At 44.8% G+C, this 16,453-nt stretch carries 15 protein-coding genes; 3 read left to right on the plus strand and 12 right to left on the minus strand.

Features of this window, described 5'->3' with window-relative positions; genetic code table 11:
* The first annotated feature begins 213 nt into the window (after positions 1–213).
* Positions 214–2,760 carry an Ig-like domain-containing protein gene (locus R7Z77_RS16990; protein ID WP_064354245.1) on the plus strand — a complete coding sequence of 849 codons (2,547 nt, stop codon included), beginning with the start codon at positions 214–216 and terminating at the stop codon, positions 2,758–2,760.
* A 90-nt stretch (positions 2,761–2,850) separates the two neighbouring features.
* Here the strand turns inward: R7Z77_RS16990 and R7Z77_RS16995 are convergent, their stop codons facing one another.
* Both R7Z77_RS16995 and R7Z77_RS17000 read right to left on the minus strand, forming a co-directional pair.
* Positions 2,851–3,594, minus strand: coding sequence for a YggN family protein (locus R7Z77_RS16995; protein ID WP_005385316.1), 744 nt, complete (start codon positions 3,592–3,594; stop codon positions 2,851–2,853).
* Between the two features lie 61 nt (positions 3,595–3,655).
* Positions 3,656–4,135: a GreA/GreB family elongation factor gene (locus R7Z77_RS17000; protein WP_053306727.1), complete on the minus strand. Its 480-nt coding sequence runs from the start codon at positions 4,133–4,135 to the stop codon at positions 3,656–3,658.
* A 76-nt stretch (positions 4,136–4,211) separates the two neighbouring features.
* Here R7Z77_RS17000 and R7Z77_RS17005 point away from each other — a divergent pair, with 76 nt between their 5' ends.
* Positions 4,212–6,137 (plus strand): ATP-dependent DNA helicase RecQ, encoded by a 1,926-nt coding sequence (locus tag R7Z77_RS17005; protein WP_064354298.1) that lies wholly within the window; start codon positions 4,212–4,214, stop codon positions 6,135–6,137.
* On the opposite strand, the gene dinB is transcribed toward R7Z77_RS17005, so the two are convergent.
* Together dinB and R7Z77_RS17015 are read right to left on the minus strand one after the other, a co-directional pair.
* Positions 6,134–7,198 carry a DNA polymerase IV gene (gene dinB, locus R7Z77_RS17010; RefSeq protein ID WP_025768236.1) on the minus strand — a complete coding sequence of 355 codons (1,065 nt, stop codon included), beginning with the start codon at positions 7,196–7,198 and terminating at the stop codon, positions 6,134–6,136. The two genes, R7Z77_RS17005 and dinB, sit on opposite strands and share 4 nt — an antisense overlap.
* 76 nt (positions 7,199–7,274) lie before the next feature.
* Positions 7,275–7,508 carry a DUF2789 domain-containing protein gene (locus tag R7Z77_RS17015; RefSeq protein WP_005380277.1) on the minus strand — a complete coding sequence of 78 codons (234 nt, stop codon included), beginning with the start codon at positions 7,506–7,508 and terminating at the stop codon, positions 7,275–7,277.
* A 187-nt stretch (positions 7,509–7,695) separates the two neighbouring features.
* Between R7Z77_RS17015 and R7Z77_RS17020 the strand changes: the two genes are divergently transcribed.
* Positions 7,696–8,913, plus strand: a complete 1,218-nt coding sequence (locus R7Z77_RS17020) for a response regulator (RefSeq protein WP_005380276.1) — start codon at positions 7,696–7,698, stop codon at positions 8,911–8,913.
* A gap of 158 nt (positions 8,914–9,071) precedes the next feature.
* On the opposite strand, the gene nqrM is transcribed toward R7Z77_RS17020, so the two are convergent.
* The 8 genes from nqrM to R7Z77_RS17060 all read right to left on the minus strand — a co-directional run bounded on the left by nqrM (position 9,072) and on the right by R7Z77_RS17060 (position 16,333).
* Positions 9,072–9,305 (minus strand): (Na+)-NQR maturation NqrM, encoded by a 234-nt coding sequence (gene nqrM / locus R7Z77_RS17025; protein WP_005380273.1) that lies wholly within the window; start codon positions 9,303–9,305, stop codon positions 9,072–9,074.
* A gap of 22 nt (positions 9,306–9,327) precedes the next feature.
* On the minus strand, positions 9,328–10,332 hold the full coding sequence (locus R7Z77_RS17030) for an FAD:protein FMN transferase (protein WP_005380272.1): 1,005 nt from the start codon (positions 10,330–10,332) through the stop codon (positions 9,328–9,330).
* Positions 10,333–10,489: 157 nt separating this feature from the next.
* Positions 10,490–11,713, minus strand: coding sequence for an NADH:ubiquinone reductase (Na(+)-transporting) subunit F (nqrF, locus tag R7Z77_RS17035; protein WP_005380271.1), 1,224 nt, complete (start codon positions 11,711–11,713; stop codon positions 10,490–10,492).
* Between the two features lie 33 nt (positions 11,714–11,746).
* On the minus strand, positions 11,747–12,343 hold the full coding sequence (gene nqrE, locus R7Z77_RS17040; RefSeq protein WP_005380270.1) for an NADH:ubiquinone reductase (Na(+)-transporting) subunit E: 597 nt from the start codon (positions 12,341–12,343) through the stop codon (positions 11,747–11,749).
* A 7-nt stretch (positions 12,344–12,350) separates the two neighbouring features.
* Positions 12,351–12,983: an NADH:ubiquinone reductase (Na(+)-transporting) subunit D gene (locus R7Z77_RS17045; protein ID WP_005380269.1), complete on the minus strand. Its 633-nt coding sequence runs from the start codon at positions 12,981–12,983 to the stop codon at positions 12,351–12,353.
* Positions 12,983–13,753: a Na(+)-translocating NADH-quinone reductase subunit C gene (locus R7Z77_RS17050; protein ID WP_005380267.1), complete on the minus strand. Its 771-nt coding sequence runs from the start codon at positions 13,751–13,753 to the stop codon at positions 12,983–12,985. The genes R7Z77_RS17045 and R7Z77_RS17050 overlap by 1 nt, the downstream gene beginning before the upstream one ends.
* Complete coding sequence (locus R7Z77_RS17055; protein WP_005380265.1) at positions 13,743–14,987, minus strand: NADH:ubiquinone reductase (Na(+)-transporting) subunit B; 1,245 nt, start codon at positions 14,985–14,987, stop codon at positions 13,743–13,745. Before R7Z77_RS17055 ends, R7Z77_RS17050 begins: the two co-directional genes overlap by 11 nt.
* A 5-nt stretch (positions 14,988–14,992) precedes the next feature.
* The gene (locus tag R7Z77_RS17060; RefSeq protein ID WP_005380264.1) at positions 14,993–16,333 is read right to left on the minus strand and encodes a Na(+)-translocating NADH-quinone reductase subunit A; all 1,341 of its coding nucleotides are present in this window, start codon (positions 16,331–16,333) and stop codon (positions 14,993–14,995) included.
* Between the last annotated feature and the right edge of the window lie 120 nt (positions 16,334–16,453).

Genomic DNA, 16,453 nt, shown 5'->3' on the forward strand with positions numbered 1-16,453 from the left:
CGACTGTTGTTCGTTTTACGTGGCTGAATTTTACCAATCCTTCTGCCGTGAAGTGAGCCGAAAAATAATGAGCTCTGGTGTAAGGGACGAACTGTTCCTCGTGATACTGTGTCGAAAAGCAGAATATTGTGCTTCGCTTTTTCCCCCTAATGTCTATTTATCAGCTAGTTATTACTCTGTTCTCATTTATACCCATGATTCAAGGAGAGGAAAATGAAGGTCACCCTACTTCACGGAGCAATGGTTGTAGCACTCAGCGCCAGCTACCAAGCTCAAGCCTATAACTGTCAAAGTTTACCCGACTGGGACAGCACTGCGACTTATACATCGGGCGCTTTAGTAAAAACGCAAGGAGCCGCTTATGAGGCTGCATATTGGACGCAAGGCAATGATCCCGTGACCAACTCAGGATCTTGGGAAGCATGGAAAGCGTTAGGGCAATGTGATGGTGGAAGCAACAATTTATCACCAACGGTGTCGTTCTCCTCTCCAATAAACAACGCACAAATTCCCGAAGGCAGTGCGATCACTTTGTTAGCCAACGCAACTGACGAAGATGGCCAAATCACACAAATTGAGTTTGTTGCAGGCAACCAAACCGTTGCTGTGGTAACTCAAGCACCATTCGAAGCTTCTTGGACAGCTATTGAAGGGATCTCGCAATTGACCGCAATTGCGACAGATAATGAGGGAGCTGTTAGCACCACGACGATTTCTATCCAAGTTCAACCACAAGTCGAATTACCGCCACCAAGCATTTCATTGACAAGCCCAGTAGGCACAGAAGTGCTTAATGTAGGCGATAACCTAACCGTAGCCGCTCAAGCTGACGATATTGATGGTGTGGTCACACAAGTTGAGTTCTTCGTAAACAATCAATCTGTCGCCATTGATACTAGCGCACCTTACGAATATCAATGGACCGCTAGTCCAGGTACATACTCGTTCAAAGCACAAGCGACTGATGATACAAACCTCGCAACGATGAGCCAAGAAGTAGCGCTGGTTATTAGTAATTCAGAAACCGGAACGGGCGGATGTGCAGATGCAGTACCTTATGTGGCAGGCACAAGTTATCAAGCTGGCGACCTGATTTCTCACTTCAACCAAAAATATCGTTGTGATGTTGCTGGTTGGTGCTCCTCGGATGCGACATGGGCTTACGAGCCTGGTGAAGGGCTATACTGGCAAGATGCTTGGAGTGGCCTAGGTGCTTGTTCGACACCACCGCAAGTTACCATTACGGCACCAACGGATGGACAAGTCGTGCTCGCTGGCAGCAATAACGAAATCACGGCAAACGCAAGCGATGCTGATGGCACAGTCACGCAAGTTGAGTTTTTTGCGAACAACACCAGCTTAGGGGTCACCACTCAAGCGCCATATTCCGTTACTTGGAACGCCACACTTATTGGCGCTAACCAGCTTAAAGCCGTCGCAACCGATAATGATAACAACACGTCAGAGTCCCTGGTTGGTGTGGAAGTCAGCGATAAAGATTTGGTCGTCTCTCTGACTTCACCAAGCAGCGGTCAAACCGTCGGATTAGGCAAAAGTCTCGCATTAAGCGCCGATGCAACGTCTTTAACTTCAGGCATTAAACACGTTGATTTCATGATCAACGGCTCTATTGTTGCAACCGATACCACAGCACCTTACACAGCCAACTGGACACCAACTGCACTTGGTAACTTTACAGTTAGCGCCCAAGCTGTGGATTTGTCAGGAAGCAATGCACTGTCTGACGCCGCAGCAATAACGGTGGTTGAGCAAGTAGAGAAACGCCATAAACTCATCGGTTACTGGCACAATTTTGTAAATGGTGCGGGCTGTCCAATTCGTCTAGCAGATATGGCAGATGCTTGGGATGTGATTGATATTGCCTTTGCTGAAAATGATCGCAACAGTGATGGCACTGTGCACTTTAATCTATATTCAGGCGATATTTACAGCGATTGTCCAGCACTCGATCCAACACAATTCAAGCAGGACATGGCAGCGCTTCAAGCTAAAGGTAAGAAGTTTGTTCTCTCTCTTGGCGGCGCAGAAGGCACGATTACGCTGAATACCGACCAAGATGAAGCCAACTTTGTCTCTAGCCTAACAGGTCTTATCGCTGAGTGGGGCTTTGATGGTCTAGATGTGGATTTAGAGAGTGGTTCTAACTTAGTTCATGGCTCGCAAATTCAAGCTCGCCTTGGTCGTGCTTTGCTTCAAATAGAGCAAAACATGGGTGGCGATATGTACCTAACCATGGCGCCTGAGCACCCTTATGTTCAAGGTGGTTATGTGGCTTACAGCGGTATTTGGGGGGCGTACATCCCTGTGATTAACGAGACACGCAGCACGCTCGACTTGCTTCACGTCCAGTTATATAACAACGGTGGTTTGCCAAACCCATACTTGCCAAGCAGTGCACCAGAAGGCTCTGTGGATATGATGGTAGCGCAATCTAAAATGCTTATCGAAGGCTTTGAATTGGCCGACGGCACTCAATTTGCACCATTGCGCGATGATCAAGTCGCAATCGGCTTACCTTCAGGTCCTAGCTCGGCAAATTCAGGGCAGGCTCCAACACAGAATATTATCAACGCACTAGATTGTTTAACCAAAGGCACTTCATGTGGCACCGTTAAACCAGCGTACCATTACCCGAATTATGCAGGAGTAATGACATGGTCTATCAACTGGGATCAGCATGATGGCTTTAACTTCTCAAAACCTGTCGGCGATAAACTCACCGAGATGAATGCGCAATAAGCTATCAAAGAATAAGCGAGTAAAACGCAAAGAGAGCACAATAGTGCTCTCTTTCTTTATCTCATCGAGTTTTTACTTTTTAATGAGTAATTAAATCGTAAATACTCGGTAATCTTTTAGTTCAGGGATTTTCTTCAACAGATCGTCTTCTTGCCCTGCCATGTCATCCAACGAGTCACACAAGTCTTCAGCTTGTTGCTCTACCTCTTTCGAATGCTCAGCTAAACGCTCTTCTACTTTCGCGCTGAGTTCAGCCATACTCTCCGATAATGCAGTGAGGTTTATTCCCCCCTCTTCCTTCATTTTTTTCGATAAAGCATCCAACGAACTCGCTAAAAACTCTTTATTGAAGATCTCTTGTGCTTTTGCAAAGTCTTCAGTCCACCCTTGTGTCATGGACTCAAAACTTTCCGCTGGTAGAATGAAATCGCCATCTTTGTAGTAACGTGATTCAACATCAGCGAAAAAGTCCTGTACTGCGACTTTGACGTTATCAAACGCGCCAGGTGCGTCTAGACTTTCCGCGACATCATCGATGATGTCATTTGCAAGCGCTAAACCATCACTCGCCAACTGCTTTGCTTGTGGAATATACGCGTTCATTTTTTCGCGATAGTCTTCAATTGCCGCTTTTTGGTCGGCATTGAGTTCAATCAGCTCACCTTTGATGAATAGATTGTTATCTTCATCCACGACAGCTTTATCACCTGTCGTTTGGCGAATTTCCAAGCTTTGCCCATCCATACGGACTTCATTATTGATGTCCACACGACACTGCGCTGCATAACCAGTAGCACTGACCATCAGCAATGAGAGTGTAAAAAGCTTTTTCATGTCATTCTCTTTTATTTAACATTACTCGTGTTAAACATAACACTGAGTGATACATGAGATGTCAGCAAATCGTCACAACTTCGTAACAAGTTGTTTTATCTCCTATTTTTACGTCAACCTCATCACCTTCTTCTTTTCCGAACAACGCTCGACCCAGAGGAGATTTAGCTGTTAAGACAAAGACTTCCTGAGCCTGATATTGAACAGTCAAACCACCAGAGCAAGGGCCTACAAAGAAGTGCTTTTCGATCAAATTCTCATCTGCGAGAACAACGTAAGCACCAACACCAACAGGCGCATTCTTAAAGTCGCGAGTCACTAAAGAACGATATTGACGCAATTCCTCTTCACTATCTTGGATTCGCATGGCTTGTCCATGAGCAAGATACGCGGCTTCAAGTGCCAATGTATCGTACTTGTGCTCGGGAACAGTTTCTTCATCTGTCGCGGCATCGATAGCTCGCTGAGCCGATGCATGGGCAACTTGAAGTTTTTCTTCCAGATGTTGGATGATAATTTGGACTAAGTCAGCTTTGTTCATACTTTTAGGACGCGCGTTTGGCACTCAGAGTGTGTTAATGTACCTAAGTTTACCATCAAAGAAAGGTTTCCCTATTATGCAAAGTGACTCGCTGCATCAAACACTTCAATCTGTATTTGGTTTTGGCTCATTACGCCAAGGTCAACAACCTGTTATTGAAGCCGTTATGAATGGTTACTCTGCTGCGGCAATCTTTCCTACAGGCTCGGGGAAGTCACTCTGTTATCAACTACCTGCAACCATATTACCCAACCTTACGTTGGTGATCTCTCCGTTGTTGGCGTTAATGAAGGATCAACTGAGCTTTTTACAAAGTAAAGGAATCGCTGCCGCTTCTATCGATAGCAATCAAAGTAGAGAAGAAGCACAAAAGGTCATGGCTGGCGTGAAGAATGGACAAATCAAAATCTTGATGATTTCTGTTGAGCGACTAAAAAATGAGCGTTTTCGTGAATTCATTCGCCAAGTACCGATTTCTTTGATGGTCATTGATGAAGCGCACTGTATTTCCGAATGGGGGCATAACTTTCGTCCAGATTATCTCAAACTACCGCAATATCAACGTGAACTGAACATCCCACAGTCTTTACTTCTCACCGCAACGGCAACGCCTGCAGTTATTGAAGACATGCAAAAAAAGTTCGATATTGCCAGTGAACATATTACCGTTACAGGCTTCTACCGCTCTAATCTGGATATCTCGGTGATCCCGTGTGAGGAAACAAAGAAACAAGAACAGCTCAGTGAGATCATCGCCTCTTCACCTAAGCTTCCGACCATCGTATACGTGACGCAGCAGCAAACAGCAGAACGAGTAGCAAAGTCATTAATCCATATTGGCATTAACGCTCACGCATACCACGCTGGCATGAAAAGCGACGTTCGTGAACAAATCCAACAGCAGTTCATGGATGGCCAAATTGACAGTATTGTTGCAACGATTGCATTTGGTATGGGAGTCGATAAATCTGATATTCGCCGCGTCATTCACTTCGACTTACCCAAATCAATCGAGAACTACGCACAAGAGATTGGACGTGCAGGCAGGGACGGGCAACGCTCTGAGTGTATTCTGCTAGGCAATACGTCCGGCTTAACGGTGTTGGAGAATTTTGTCTATGGTGACACACCAGAGTTTACGTCAATTAACTATGTAGTCGAGCAAGCGAAAGAACATGCTCCACAATGGGAGGTAGTGCCACTGCGTTTGTCGCGTGAAAGTAATATCCGCCAATTGCCACTCAAAACCTTATTGGTTTATTTGGAGCTACATAACGTCATTGAAGCAAAGTACAGTTACTTTGCAGAATATCGGTTTAAGTTTTTGCACAATCAGCAATTTATTGTGAATCAATTTCAAGGCGAGCGACGTCAATTTGTGGAGGCTATTTTCTCTTGCTCACAAAAAGCCAAAGTGTGGTGCCAAGTTGATCTAGAATCGCTATGGATGAACTATCAATCGGAACGCAGCCGAGTTGTCGCAGCGCTCGACTATTTTCACCAGAATGGTTGGATAGAACTAGAGAGCAAACAACTGACGGACGTGTACTCAGTTATGCCAACCAAACAGAGCTCGGATGTTTTAATCCAACAACTGTATGACCTGTTCCAATCCAAAGAAAGCAAAGATATCGAAAGAATCCACACCATGCTGCACTTGTTCCAGTCCGAGCACTGTTTGAGCTCACAATTGGCGAACTACTTTGCGGATCACGATGCACCAAAGCAATGTGGTCACTGCTCCGTGTGTCGTGGTCACGTCGCCACATTCACAGCACCAGAACCTGAAGATATTGAACAATCTCAAGTATCGATATGGGCGCAGGAGTTTATTCAGCTTTCCCCATCAGCCATCAGTAATGATGCCGTTGCTCGCTTCTTGTGCGGAATCAGCACTCCTTTGATTAGCCAGCTAAAAGCCTCAAAGCTAGCAGGTTATGGTGCAATGGCAAACGTAAGTTTTGAGCAGGTATTAACGCAGGTAGAAACGGTAAAGGCCTAAAAAAAGCTCAATTGACGCGCTTGGTCTTCGGGCTTGAGCATCACGTTCAAGCCTAAAAGGCGAATTTCCCGTCCATTTTGGCGTTTAAGAATATCTCTTAGCAAGATCTTGAAGTCCTCAAGCTCTAATTGCGGATGGATGTGCTCAATTGTTGTCAGTTGAAAGTCGGCAAATTTGACTTTAATACCTTGTTTAATAATCGACTTATCTGGGCTTGCACGCTCTAAACGTTTCTCGAGTTCAGGATAAAGTTTCTCCTCAATCACTTGCCAACATTCATCATAGGTTGCGATGTTCTGGCTGAATGTCCTTTCCACACCGACGGACTTTCTCTCGCGCTCAACAACGACTTCTCGATTATCAATTCCATGGCTTCGCTGCCATAAGGAGGCACCCTGACGACCAAACTGCCTCAACAACTCTCGATAGTCACTGTTTTTAATGTCCTCACATCGATAAAAACCGGCTTGGTGGAGCTTCTCAAGACTCACCTTCCCCACACCAGGAATGTTCTCTAGCGGAAGACTATCGATAACCTCTTGGACTTTCTCTGGCGGAATCACAAACTGACCGTTGGGCTTGTTCATGTCTGACGCGACCTTGGCAAGAAACTTTATCGGAGCAATGCCCGCCGATGCCGTCAACCCAAGTTCACTCCAGATATCGCGGCGAATTGACTCTGCGATCAACGTAGCGGAGCCACGGCAAGCTGTCGAGTCCGTGACATCGAGGTATGCTTCATCCAATGAGAGAGGTTCAATGATAGGCGTATAACGCTCAAAAATAGCACGAATCTGCTGAGAGACTTGCTTATATACATGCATTCTACCGGGCACAACCAACAAATGAGGACAGAGTTGCAACGCGCGCGCCGTTGACATTGCACTGCGAACACCATATTTACGCGCATCATAATTACAGGTGCTAATCACTCCACGCTGCTTTTCATGTCCGCCAACAGCGAGTGCAATGCCACGGTAACTGGGGTTATCTCTCATCTCTACGGCAGCATAAAAACAATCCATATCGACATGAATAATTTTTCTAATTCGATCTGACATAGCCATCAAAGCACTGTTCAAAAAAACAGTATAAATCAAATCTACCTGAAGAGAAATGGGCGTGTTTAAGCGAACGTCAATCTCGAAGCATTACGTCCAATTGATCGACTAATTCGGCCCAATCTGCATCTTCTTCGATGGCTTGTTTTAGAAAGTTCGCCTGTGACATCGTCCAAAAGCTAGCTTCATGTAAAGGCGCAGAATCTCTTTTGTGTCGATGTTGATTAATAAAATCTTTCATTTCTTGAGGAGAGCTACCGAGGCCCAGTTGTTGAAATAGCTCAGCCATACCATGTTGATGCATTTCCATACTACTTTCTCCCTACGTTAGCTAAACATAATTATATAACTAAGACAGGAATAATGATGTGATGTTAACGGATGCGTGTCAAACATTTGAGTAGTTGTTCTACTTTTGGTTGACATGTGTTTTTTGATGGCGATAAGTTTAATTTTAGTTATCATTGATTTTAAACAATTAATTTTGGGGACTGCGCTTGAGTAATAAGATTCTGGTTGTTGAAGATAGTCGTGCATTTAAAAACTTTCTTTGCCAAACAATAAGCCAAGCTGGTTATGAGGTCATCGCAGCGGAAAGCTACGCGGAGGCAAAGAACTTGTTATCTTCAGCACAGGACCTCTTCTGTGCGGTTTTAGACTATTGTTTACCGGATGCTCAAGATGGCGAGATTATTGACCTCGTTTTGGAACATGGTCATCGTGTCATTGTTTTAACGGCTCGATTTCAAGAAGACACTCGCGAAAAGATGCTTGCAAAAGGTGTCCTCGACTATATTTTGAAAGACAGCATGGCGTCCGTTTCCTATCTATTACCACTCCTCAAGCGACTAACCAACAATCAACAACACAAATGTTTAGTCGTTGATGATTCACACACCGTAAGAAGACACATTGCCCAACTTTTGGAGCATCAATATATTCAGACGTTGGAAGCTGACAATGGGCAAAAAGCCCTAGAGCTTGTCGAGCAAAATCCAGATATCACTCTCGTTTTAACCGACCATGATATGCCCGTTAAAGATGGTATTACTATGGTGCGTGAATTACGTCGGAAGTGGGATAAAAATCAATTAGCCATTCTCGGCTTGTCGGGTAGTAACTCTAAGACCATGACGGCTAGGTTTCTAAAAGCAGGGGCCAATGACTTTTTATACAAGCCATTTAATCAAGAAGAATTTTTTTGCCGTATTCACCAACTGTTAGATATCAAAGACGCAACATCTGAACTGTTTAAAATGGCAAATCAAGATGCGCTAACGGGCTTATGGAACCGCCGCTTTCTGTTTGAGCAACCCCATGTAGAAAACGCTCAAAGAAACATCGCGATGCTTGATATCGATTTCTTTAAGCAAGTAAATGATACACACGGACATGAGGGCGGCGATGCAGTGTTAGTCATGATAGCGAATATTCTAAAAATCTATTTTCCAAATGATATTGTCGCTAGGCTTGGTGGCGAGGAGTTTTGTATTCAAGCCAGTGGCGACTATGACGGCTTTCTAACACGCTTAGAACAAATGAGACAGCGCATAGAAAAAACGCCAATAACTTATTTGGACAAAAACATTCTTGTGACCGCGAGTATTGGTGTAAGCAACATCGAGGGGGAGCTGGAACAACAAATAAAAGTGGCGGATGAGCGACTTTACATGGCCAAAGAGAACGGACGTAACCAAATCATTTCTTCGTCCTAATGACTATCAGTGTGGTCTTGCTCTGTAACATGAGAGAAAGAAACAACAAAACACGGTATTGGGCTCTTTCTCGGACATCTGAGCTTTGGTTAGCTGCCTAAAAATAAAGCTCAGCAGAACGCTGAGCTTTATCACTTTCTTAGTACGATTAACCAATACTAAGCAATTCTATCTTTTTCCCACGCAGCCAATTTCTCAGCACGCGCAGCCTCGCGCGCTTCACGTTTTTTACGCGCATCGCAGGGTTCTGGACAATTACACACTTTTTCGATGCCAACTGCCCCTAAGCCACCACAGCTACCTTTCACGACTTTCTTTTGGAAAATGTATCCGACAGCCATTGCAGTGATTACCGCGACAAACACAGCAAAGGTAATTAGAAATGTATTCATAAAAACATGCTCACTTCTGTTGTTATTTCTTCATGAATGGCTTGTATGCTTCCGAAGCCAACTCTTTAAAACCATCTTCCGTTTTCACAATCATGAAAACAGGAATATTATTTTCGTTCGCAATTGCCATGCCTTTGTCTTCACCTAGCACCATAAGACCAGTTGCAAGACCATCAGCAGTCATCGACGATTTATCTAATACCGTTACAGACACCACTTTATGATGAATTGGTTTGCCTGTTCGTGGATTAATAATATGAGAGTATCTCACACCATTACTCTCAAAGTAATTACGATAGTCACCACTTGTTGCAATTGCCATGTCGCCTGGTTCAATAATTTCTTGAATTGAACGTTCATCAACGGTCGGTTTTTCAATTGCGATACGCCAAGGCACACCTTCACGATTGACACCTTTGAGACGCATTTCACCGCCAACTTCGACCATAAAGTTCTGTACCCCTTCAGATTGAAGGTAGTCAGCAACCACGTCAACCCCCCAACCTTTCGCAATCGTCGATAGGTCGACGTACAAGTTAGGAAGGTCTTTGGACAGTGTATTACCATCAACAGATAGGTGGTGAATACCGGTATTTGCTTTGCGAGCAGCGAGTTCTTCATCGGTTGGAACTACATCTGGACGAGCTTCTGGACCAAACCCCCACAGGTTAACTAGAGGGCCGACCGTCACATCCAATGCACCTAAAGTAAGACCGTTAAGGCGAATTGCTTCTTTCACTACCGTTGCAGTTTGTGTCGAAACTGTAAATGGCTCGCTCGTTTGATGCTGATTAAAACGACTTAACTCTGAGTCGTCACGATAGGTCGACATTTGGTCATTAACCTCTTCCAATAAGCGATCAATTTCTGTCTGCATCGCTTTTGGCGTTGGAATACCATCTTGCTCGATATACTTGATGTTGTAAGAAGTCCCCATGGTAGGGCCACTTAAATGAATTTGATCGGCAGGCTGCTCACAGCCAGCCAAAATCAATAGAGAAGCAAATGCAACAAGCCACTTTTTCACTTGTTAACTCCCAATGTTGTTGAATTGATATGGGAAATAGGATCAATCCTTTCAATCCGATTACCTATATCAACTGTTGAGTATCAGTTTTATGTCTATAAAAAATAATGGCTAGCTCTCTTGGAGAGCTAGCCATAGATTCAATCACTTGGAGGAATTAACCACCGAAGTCATCTAGTAGGATGTTTTCATCCTCTACACCTAGATCTTTTAGCATGCCGATTACAGCAGCGTTCATCATAGGTGGACCACACATGTAGTATTCACAGTCTTCTGGCGCTTCGTGATCACGTAGGTAGTTCTCGTAAAGAACGTTGTGAATAAAGCCAGTGTAACCATCCCAGTTATCTTCTGGAAGTGGATCAGACAGTGCACAGTGCCATACGAAGTTGTCATTCTCAGCTTGTAGCATATCGAAGTCTTCTACGTAGAACATTTCACGCTTAGAACGTGCGCCGTACCAGAAAGACATCTTACGCTTAGAGTGCAGACGCTTAAGTTGGTCGAAGATGTGTGAGCGCATTGGAGCCATACCAGCACCACCACCAACGAATACCATTTCTGCATCTGTATCTTTCGCAAAGAACTCACCAAATGGACCAGAAATAGTACACTTGTCGCCTTCTTTTAGAGACCAGATGTACGAAGACATGATGCCTGGTGGTACGTCTGGGTTGTTCGGCGGCGGAGTTGCGATACGAACGTTAAGCATGATGATACCGTGCTCTTCTGGGTAGTTAGCCATAGAGTATGCACGAATGGTCTCTTCATTAACTTTAGACTCGTAACGGAAAAGGTTGAACTTCTCCCAGTCTTCACGGTATTCCTCAGGAATATCGTAGTCTGCGTATTTCACGTGGTGAGCAGGAGCTTCAATCTGGATGTAACCACCAGCACGGAAAGGTACTGATTCGCCATCTGGAATTTGTAGCTTAAGCTCTTTGATGAATGTCGCTTTGTTATCGTTAGAGATAACAGTACATTCCCACTTCTTAACGCCGAAGATTTCTTCAGGAAGCTCGATATCCATGTCAGTTTTCATTGCAACCTGACACGCTAGACGCTCACCTTCACGCGCTTCACCTTTAGTAATATGGTCAAGCTCGGTTGGTAGGATGTCGCCACCACCTGATTTAACTTTTACGCGACACTGACCACATGAGCCACCGCCACCACAAGCAGAAGATACGAATACGCCAGCACCTGCTAGAGCACTCAGTAGCTTACCACCTGGTTGTGTAACGATCGCCAGAGAAGGGTCATCGTTCACAGAAATTGTAATGTCACCTGTTGGTACAAGCTTAGACTTAGCGAAAAGAATCACTAGTACTAGTGCTAGTACGATCAGAGTAAACATCACTACACCAAGAATAATGTCCATTGACTATTCCTTAATTGTTGCGGTTTACCCGACTTACAGTTGAACACCAGAGAAAGACATAAAGCCTAACGCCATAAGACCTACAGTGATAAATGTGATACCAAGACCACGTAGACCTGGAGGTACGTCAGAGTACTTCATCTTCTCACGGATACCTGCAAGAGCAACGATTGCTAGCATCCAGCCCACACCAGAGCCGAAACCGTAAACGATCGATTCAGCAAAGTTGTAGTCACGTTGTACCATGAAAGATACACCACCGAAGATTGCACAGTTTACTGTGATCAGCGGTAGGAAGATGCCTAGCGCGTTGTACAAAGGTGGGAAGAAACGGTCTAGGACCATCTCTAGAATCTGTACAAGTGCTGCAATTACACCGATAAAGGTGATGAAGTTTAGGAAGCTAAGGTCCACGCCCTCAACTAACGCGTTCTCTCTCAGAACTAGGTTGTATACCAGGTTGTTCACAGGAACAGCGATAGTCAGAACTACCACAACTGCAACACCTAGGCCGAAAGAGGTCTTAACCTTCTTAGATACGGCAAGGAAAGTACACATACCTAGGAAGAAAGACAGAGCCATGTTTTCGATGAAAATCGATTTAACTAACAGACTAATGTAATGTTCCATGACGTCCTTACTCCTTCGCTTCTACTTGTTCTGGTTTCAGAATACGGATTACCCAGATAAGGAAGCCGATTAGGAAGAATGCTGATGGTGCTAGTAGCATTAGGCCGTTAGGCTGGTACCAACCACCGTTGCTCACTAGAGGTAGAACTTCTAGACCAAATAGTTTGCCTGAGCCAAATAGCTCACGGAAGAAACCTACAGTGATAAGAACGAAGCCGTAACCTAGACCGTTACCAATACCGTCAATAAGAGATGGTACTGGCGCAGACTTCATTGCGAATGCTTCAGCACGACCCATTACGATACAGTTAGTGATAATCAGACCAACGAATACAGATAGCTGTTTAGAGATATCGTATAGGTAAGCTTTTAGCACTTGGTCTACCACGATTACTAACGATGCGATGATTGCCATCTGAACGATGATACGCACACTGTTAGGAATGTGGTTACGGATCAATGAAACAGAGAAGTTAGACAACGCAGTTACAAATGTTACCGCTAGTGTCATTACAAAAGCTGTTTCTAGTTTAGTTGTTACTGCAAGAGCAGAACATACACCAAGAACTTGTAGCGCGATTGGGTTGTTATCCAACACTGGCGCTAGGATGCTCTTTTTAACGTTTTGTGCACTAGACATTAGTTAAGTTCTCCGTCACGAACTTTTGCTAGGAAAGGACCAAAGCCCATATCACCTAACCAGAAGTCAAATGTGTGTTGAACACCATTACTAGTGAGCGTCGCTCCTGATAGGCCATCAACACCGTGCTCAGAACCTTGCGGTGCGCCGCCTTTCACGACCTTAATCGCTGGCTGGTGATCTTCATTGTACAATTTCTTGCCAATGAATTGATCGCGCCATGAAGGGTTCTCTACTTCACCACCAAGTCCAGGAGTTTCACCTTGCTCGTAGTAAGTAATAGCAGACACAGTGTTACCATCAGTTTCAACGGCTACAAAGGCATACATCATCGACCATAGTCCTTTACCGTGCATAGGCAGGATAACTTTTTGGACTTCATCTTGATCTTTTACAAGGTACACCACTGCTGTATTCGCGCGACGACGGATATCAGCTACATCTTCTTCTGGTGTCAATGCGATTGAACGTTCTGCATCTTTTGATGCTTCACGTTGATCGTACGTAGATGCATTACCCTCAGTAAAGTTACCTGTTTCAAGGTCTACTAGACGAGGTTCGATGTACTCAGCAAATAGCTCTGGTACTTTCTTACCGTTTGCGTCAATGCCTGCAACTTCAACGATCTTTGATTGCTTATCTAGGACAGCGTTAGCTTTTTGCTTATCACGCAGACCTACTGCTGCTGTTGATACGATGATTGAACAAACAAGGCTCAACCCGATAACAACACCCAGCGTCTTTTTAATGCTGTCGTTATTACTTGCCATAGCGTGCTAGTCTCCGCTTGATGTTCTTCTCAATCACTACATGGTCGAACAGAGGTGCGAATAGGTTCGCGAATAGAATCGCCAGCATCATACCTTCTGGGTACGCTGGGTTAACTACACGGATCATCACACACATTGCACCAATCAGGATGCCGTACCACCATTTACCTTTGCTAGTAAATGACGCTGATACTGGGTCCGTTGCCATGAAGAACATACCGAATGCAAAACCACCTAGAACTAGGTGCCAGTGCCATGGCATATTAAACATTGGATTAGTGTCAGAACCGATCACGTTAAACAGAGTCGATACTGCGATCATACCGATCATCACACCCGCAATGATGCGCCATGAAGCGATTCGCATGTAAACGATCATCGCTGCACCGATCATTAGAGCTAGAGTCGATACTTCACCAATAGAGCCAGGGATGTTACCGATGAACGCGTCCATCCAAGTGATAGGAGCGCCAGTTACTGTGTTAACTAGAGCACCGTTACCACCTTGAGCCCATTGGCTAAGAGCAGTTGCACCAGAGAAGCCGTCAGCTGCAGTCCATACTACGTCACCCGAAATTTGTGCTGGGTAAGCGAAGAATAGAAATGCACGACCTGCAAGTGCAGGGTTAAGGAAGTTACGACCTGTACCACCGAAGATCTCTTTTGCTACAACAACACCAAATGTGATACCTAGTGCCGCTTGCCATAGAGGTAGCGTTGGTGGAACGATAAGTGCGAATAAGATAGAAGTTACAAAGAAACCTTCGTTAACTTCGTGTTTACGCACCATACAGAACAACACTTCCCAGAAGCCACCAACAATAAATACTGTTGCGTAGATTGGCAGGAAGTAAGTCGCACCTAGTAGCATCTTACTGCCAACACCCGCTTCCGCACCGATAGTGCCGCCAAGCATTTCTGTTAGCCAGTAGTGCCAGTTACCTGCGATAACTGTCGCTAGTTGGTCACCAGCGTACATGTGGTTAAGTGCTGCAATAGCTTGGCCACCTGCGTTGTACATACCCCAGAACATTGCTGGGAATACCGCAAACCAAACCATGATCATGATACGTTTTAGGTCAACGCTATCACGAACGTGCGAGCTTTTATTTGTTACGATACCTGGGGTGTAAAAAACTGTTGCTACAGCTTCGTACAGGGCAAACCATTTTTCGTGTTTGCCACCAGGCTCAAAATGATGCTCGATGTCTTCAAGAAACTTTTTAAGAGCCATGAAAATTACCCTTCCTTCTCGATAGTATCTAGGCATTCACGAAGTAACGTACCGTACTCGTACTTACCTGGACATACAAAGGTACACAATGCTAGATCTTCTTCATCCAGTTCAAGCGCACCCAGTGCTTGAGCACTGTCTGTGTCGCCGGCACATAGATCACGAAGCAGCAAAGTAGGCTCCATATCTAGAGGCATTACGCGTTCGTAGTTGCCAATTGGAACCATTGAACGATCACTACCATTGGTCGTCGTTGTCATATTGAACAACTGACCTTTGAATACGTGACCAAGGAAAGAGCGAGTTACCGAGAACTTATTCTTACCAGGCATTGCCCAGCCAAATAGTTCTTTTTCACGGCCTTCACGTAATACAGAAACCTGTTGATGGTAACGGCCAAGGTATGCGTGTGGACCAGTTGCATGTGTACCTGTTAGTACTGAACCAGAGATCACACGAACTTCGCCAGGCATCAGCTCGTTATCTGTTAGGTCATCTAAGCTTGCACCCATTACGGTACGAACTAGACGAGGGTTATTCACAACTGGGCCAGCTAGAGACACAACACGATCTGTGCATAGCTCACCAGTTAGGAACAGCTTACCGAACGCGATAACGTCTTGGTAGTTGATGCTCCATGCCACATTCTCTGCATTTACTGGGTATAGGAAATGCATGTGGGTGCCAGCAAGACCTGCTGGGTGAGGGCCATCGAAGACGTGTTCTTCTACGTTAGACTGTGAAGAGCGTGGCAGGCTAGTGCCAGATTTACATACGTAAACCTTGCCTTCTGTCAGGGCTGAAAGAATGTCTAGACCAGCAATGAATGCTTCTTGTTGCTCATTAATGATCAACTCAGGCTTAGCTGCTAGTGGATTAGTATCCATTGCAGTTACGAAAATAGCCTTAGTAGAAGACTCGATTGCAGGAACCTTGCTAAACGGACGAGTACGTAAAGCGGTCCATAAGCCAGAGTCAACCAACTGAGTCTTGATCACTTCACGATCTAGACCTGAAAGTTGAGCGGCTTCGAACTTATCAAATGTCACCTGCTCTTCACCTGCCACTTCAATCACTACAGATTGAAGGACACGTTTAGCGCCACGGTTAACTTCGATCACTTTACCGGCTGCTGGTGCAGTAAATTTCACGCCTGGGTTCTTTTTATCTTCAAAAAGAACTTGCGCTTTTTTCACTTCATCACCAACGCGGACATGCATGGTAGGTCGCATGCCAACGTACTCTTCGCCAAGCAAGGCGACTTTTTTGATGGTCTTACCATCATTAATCACCTGGGATGGAGTTCCTGCGATAGGAAGATCCAAGCCCTTCTTTATTGTAATCATACGCACTTGCACTACTTTTATCGGGAAAAAGATTCTTTTGATTGCGTAACTTTTAGACACGACATCAGTGTCCGGTTTTGATGTTGTTTTAAACATCAAAATCGCAACATCCTATTAAAA

This window comes from Vibrio sp. 1401, assembly GCF_033340295.1.

Bases quoted from the DNA above. Each gene is read 5' to 3' on its own strand.
- R7Z77_RS16990 (WP_064354245.1), top strand. From the start codon at position 214: ATGAAGGTCACCCTACTTCACGGAGCAATGGTTGTAGCACTCAGCGCC.
- R7Z77_RS16995 (WP_005385316.1), bottom strand. From the start codon at position 3,594: ATGAAAAAGCTTTTTACACTCTCATTGCTGATGGTCAGTGCTACTGGT.
- R7Z77_RS17000 (WP_053306727.1), bottom strand. From the start codon at position 4,135: ATGAACAAAGCTGACTTAGTCCAAATTATCATCCAACATCTGGAAGAA.
- R7Z77_RS17005 (WP_064354298.1), top strand. From the start codon at position 4,212: ATGCAAAGTGACTCGCTGCATCAAACACTTCAATCTGTATTTGGTTTT.
- dinB (WP_025768236.1), bottom strand. From the start codon at position 7,198: ATGTCAGATCGAATTAGAAAAATTATTCATGTCGATATGGATTGTTTT.
- R7Z77_RS17015 (WP_005380277.1), bottom strand. From the start codon at position 7,508: ATGGAAATGCATCAACATGGTATGGCTGAGCTATTTCAACAACTGGGC.
- nqrM (WP_005380273.1), bottom strand. From the start codon at position 9,305: ATGAATACATTTCTAATTACCTTTGCTGTGTTTGTCGCGGTAATCACT.
- nqrF (WP_005380271.1), bottom strand. From the start codon at position 11,713: ATGGACATTATTCTTGGTGTAGTGATGTTTACTCTGATCGTACTAGCA.
- nqrE (WP_005380270.1), bottom strand. From the start codon at position 12,343: ATGGAACATTACATTAGTCTGTTAGTTAAATCGATTTTCATCGAAAAC.
- R7Z77_RS17045 (WP_005380269.1), bottom strand. From the start codon at position 12,983: ATGTCTAGTGCACAAAACGTTAAAAAGAGCATCCTAGCGCCAGTGTTG.
- R7Z77_RS17050 (WP_005380267.1), bottom strand. From the start codon at position 13,753: ATGGCAAGTAATAACGACAGCATTAAAAAGACGCTGGGTGTTGTTATC.
- R7Z77_RS17055 (WP_005380265.1), bottom strand. From the start codon at position 14,987: ATGGCTCTTAAAAAGTTTCTTGAAGACATCGAGCATCATTTTGAGCCT.
- R7Z77_RS17060 (WP_005380264.1), bottom strand. From the start codon at position 16,333: ATGATTACAATAAAGAAGGGCTTGGATCTTCCTATCGCAGGAACTCCA.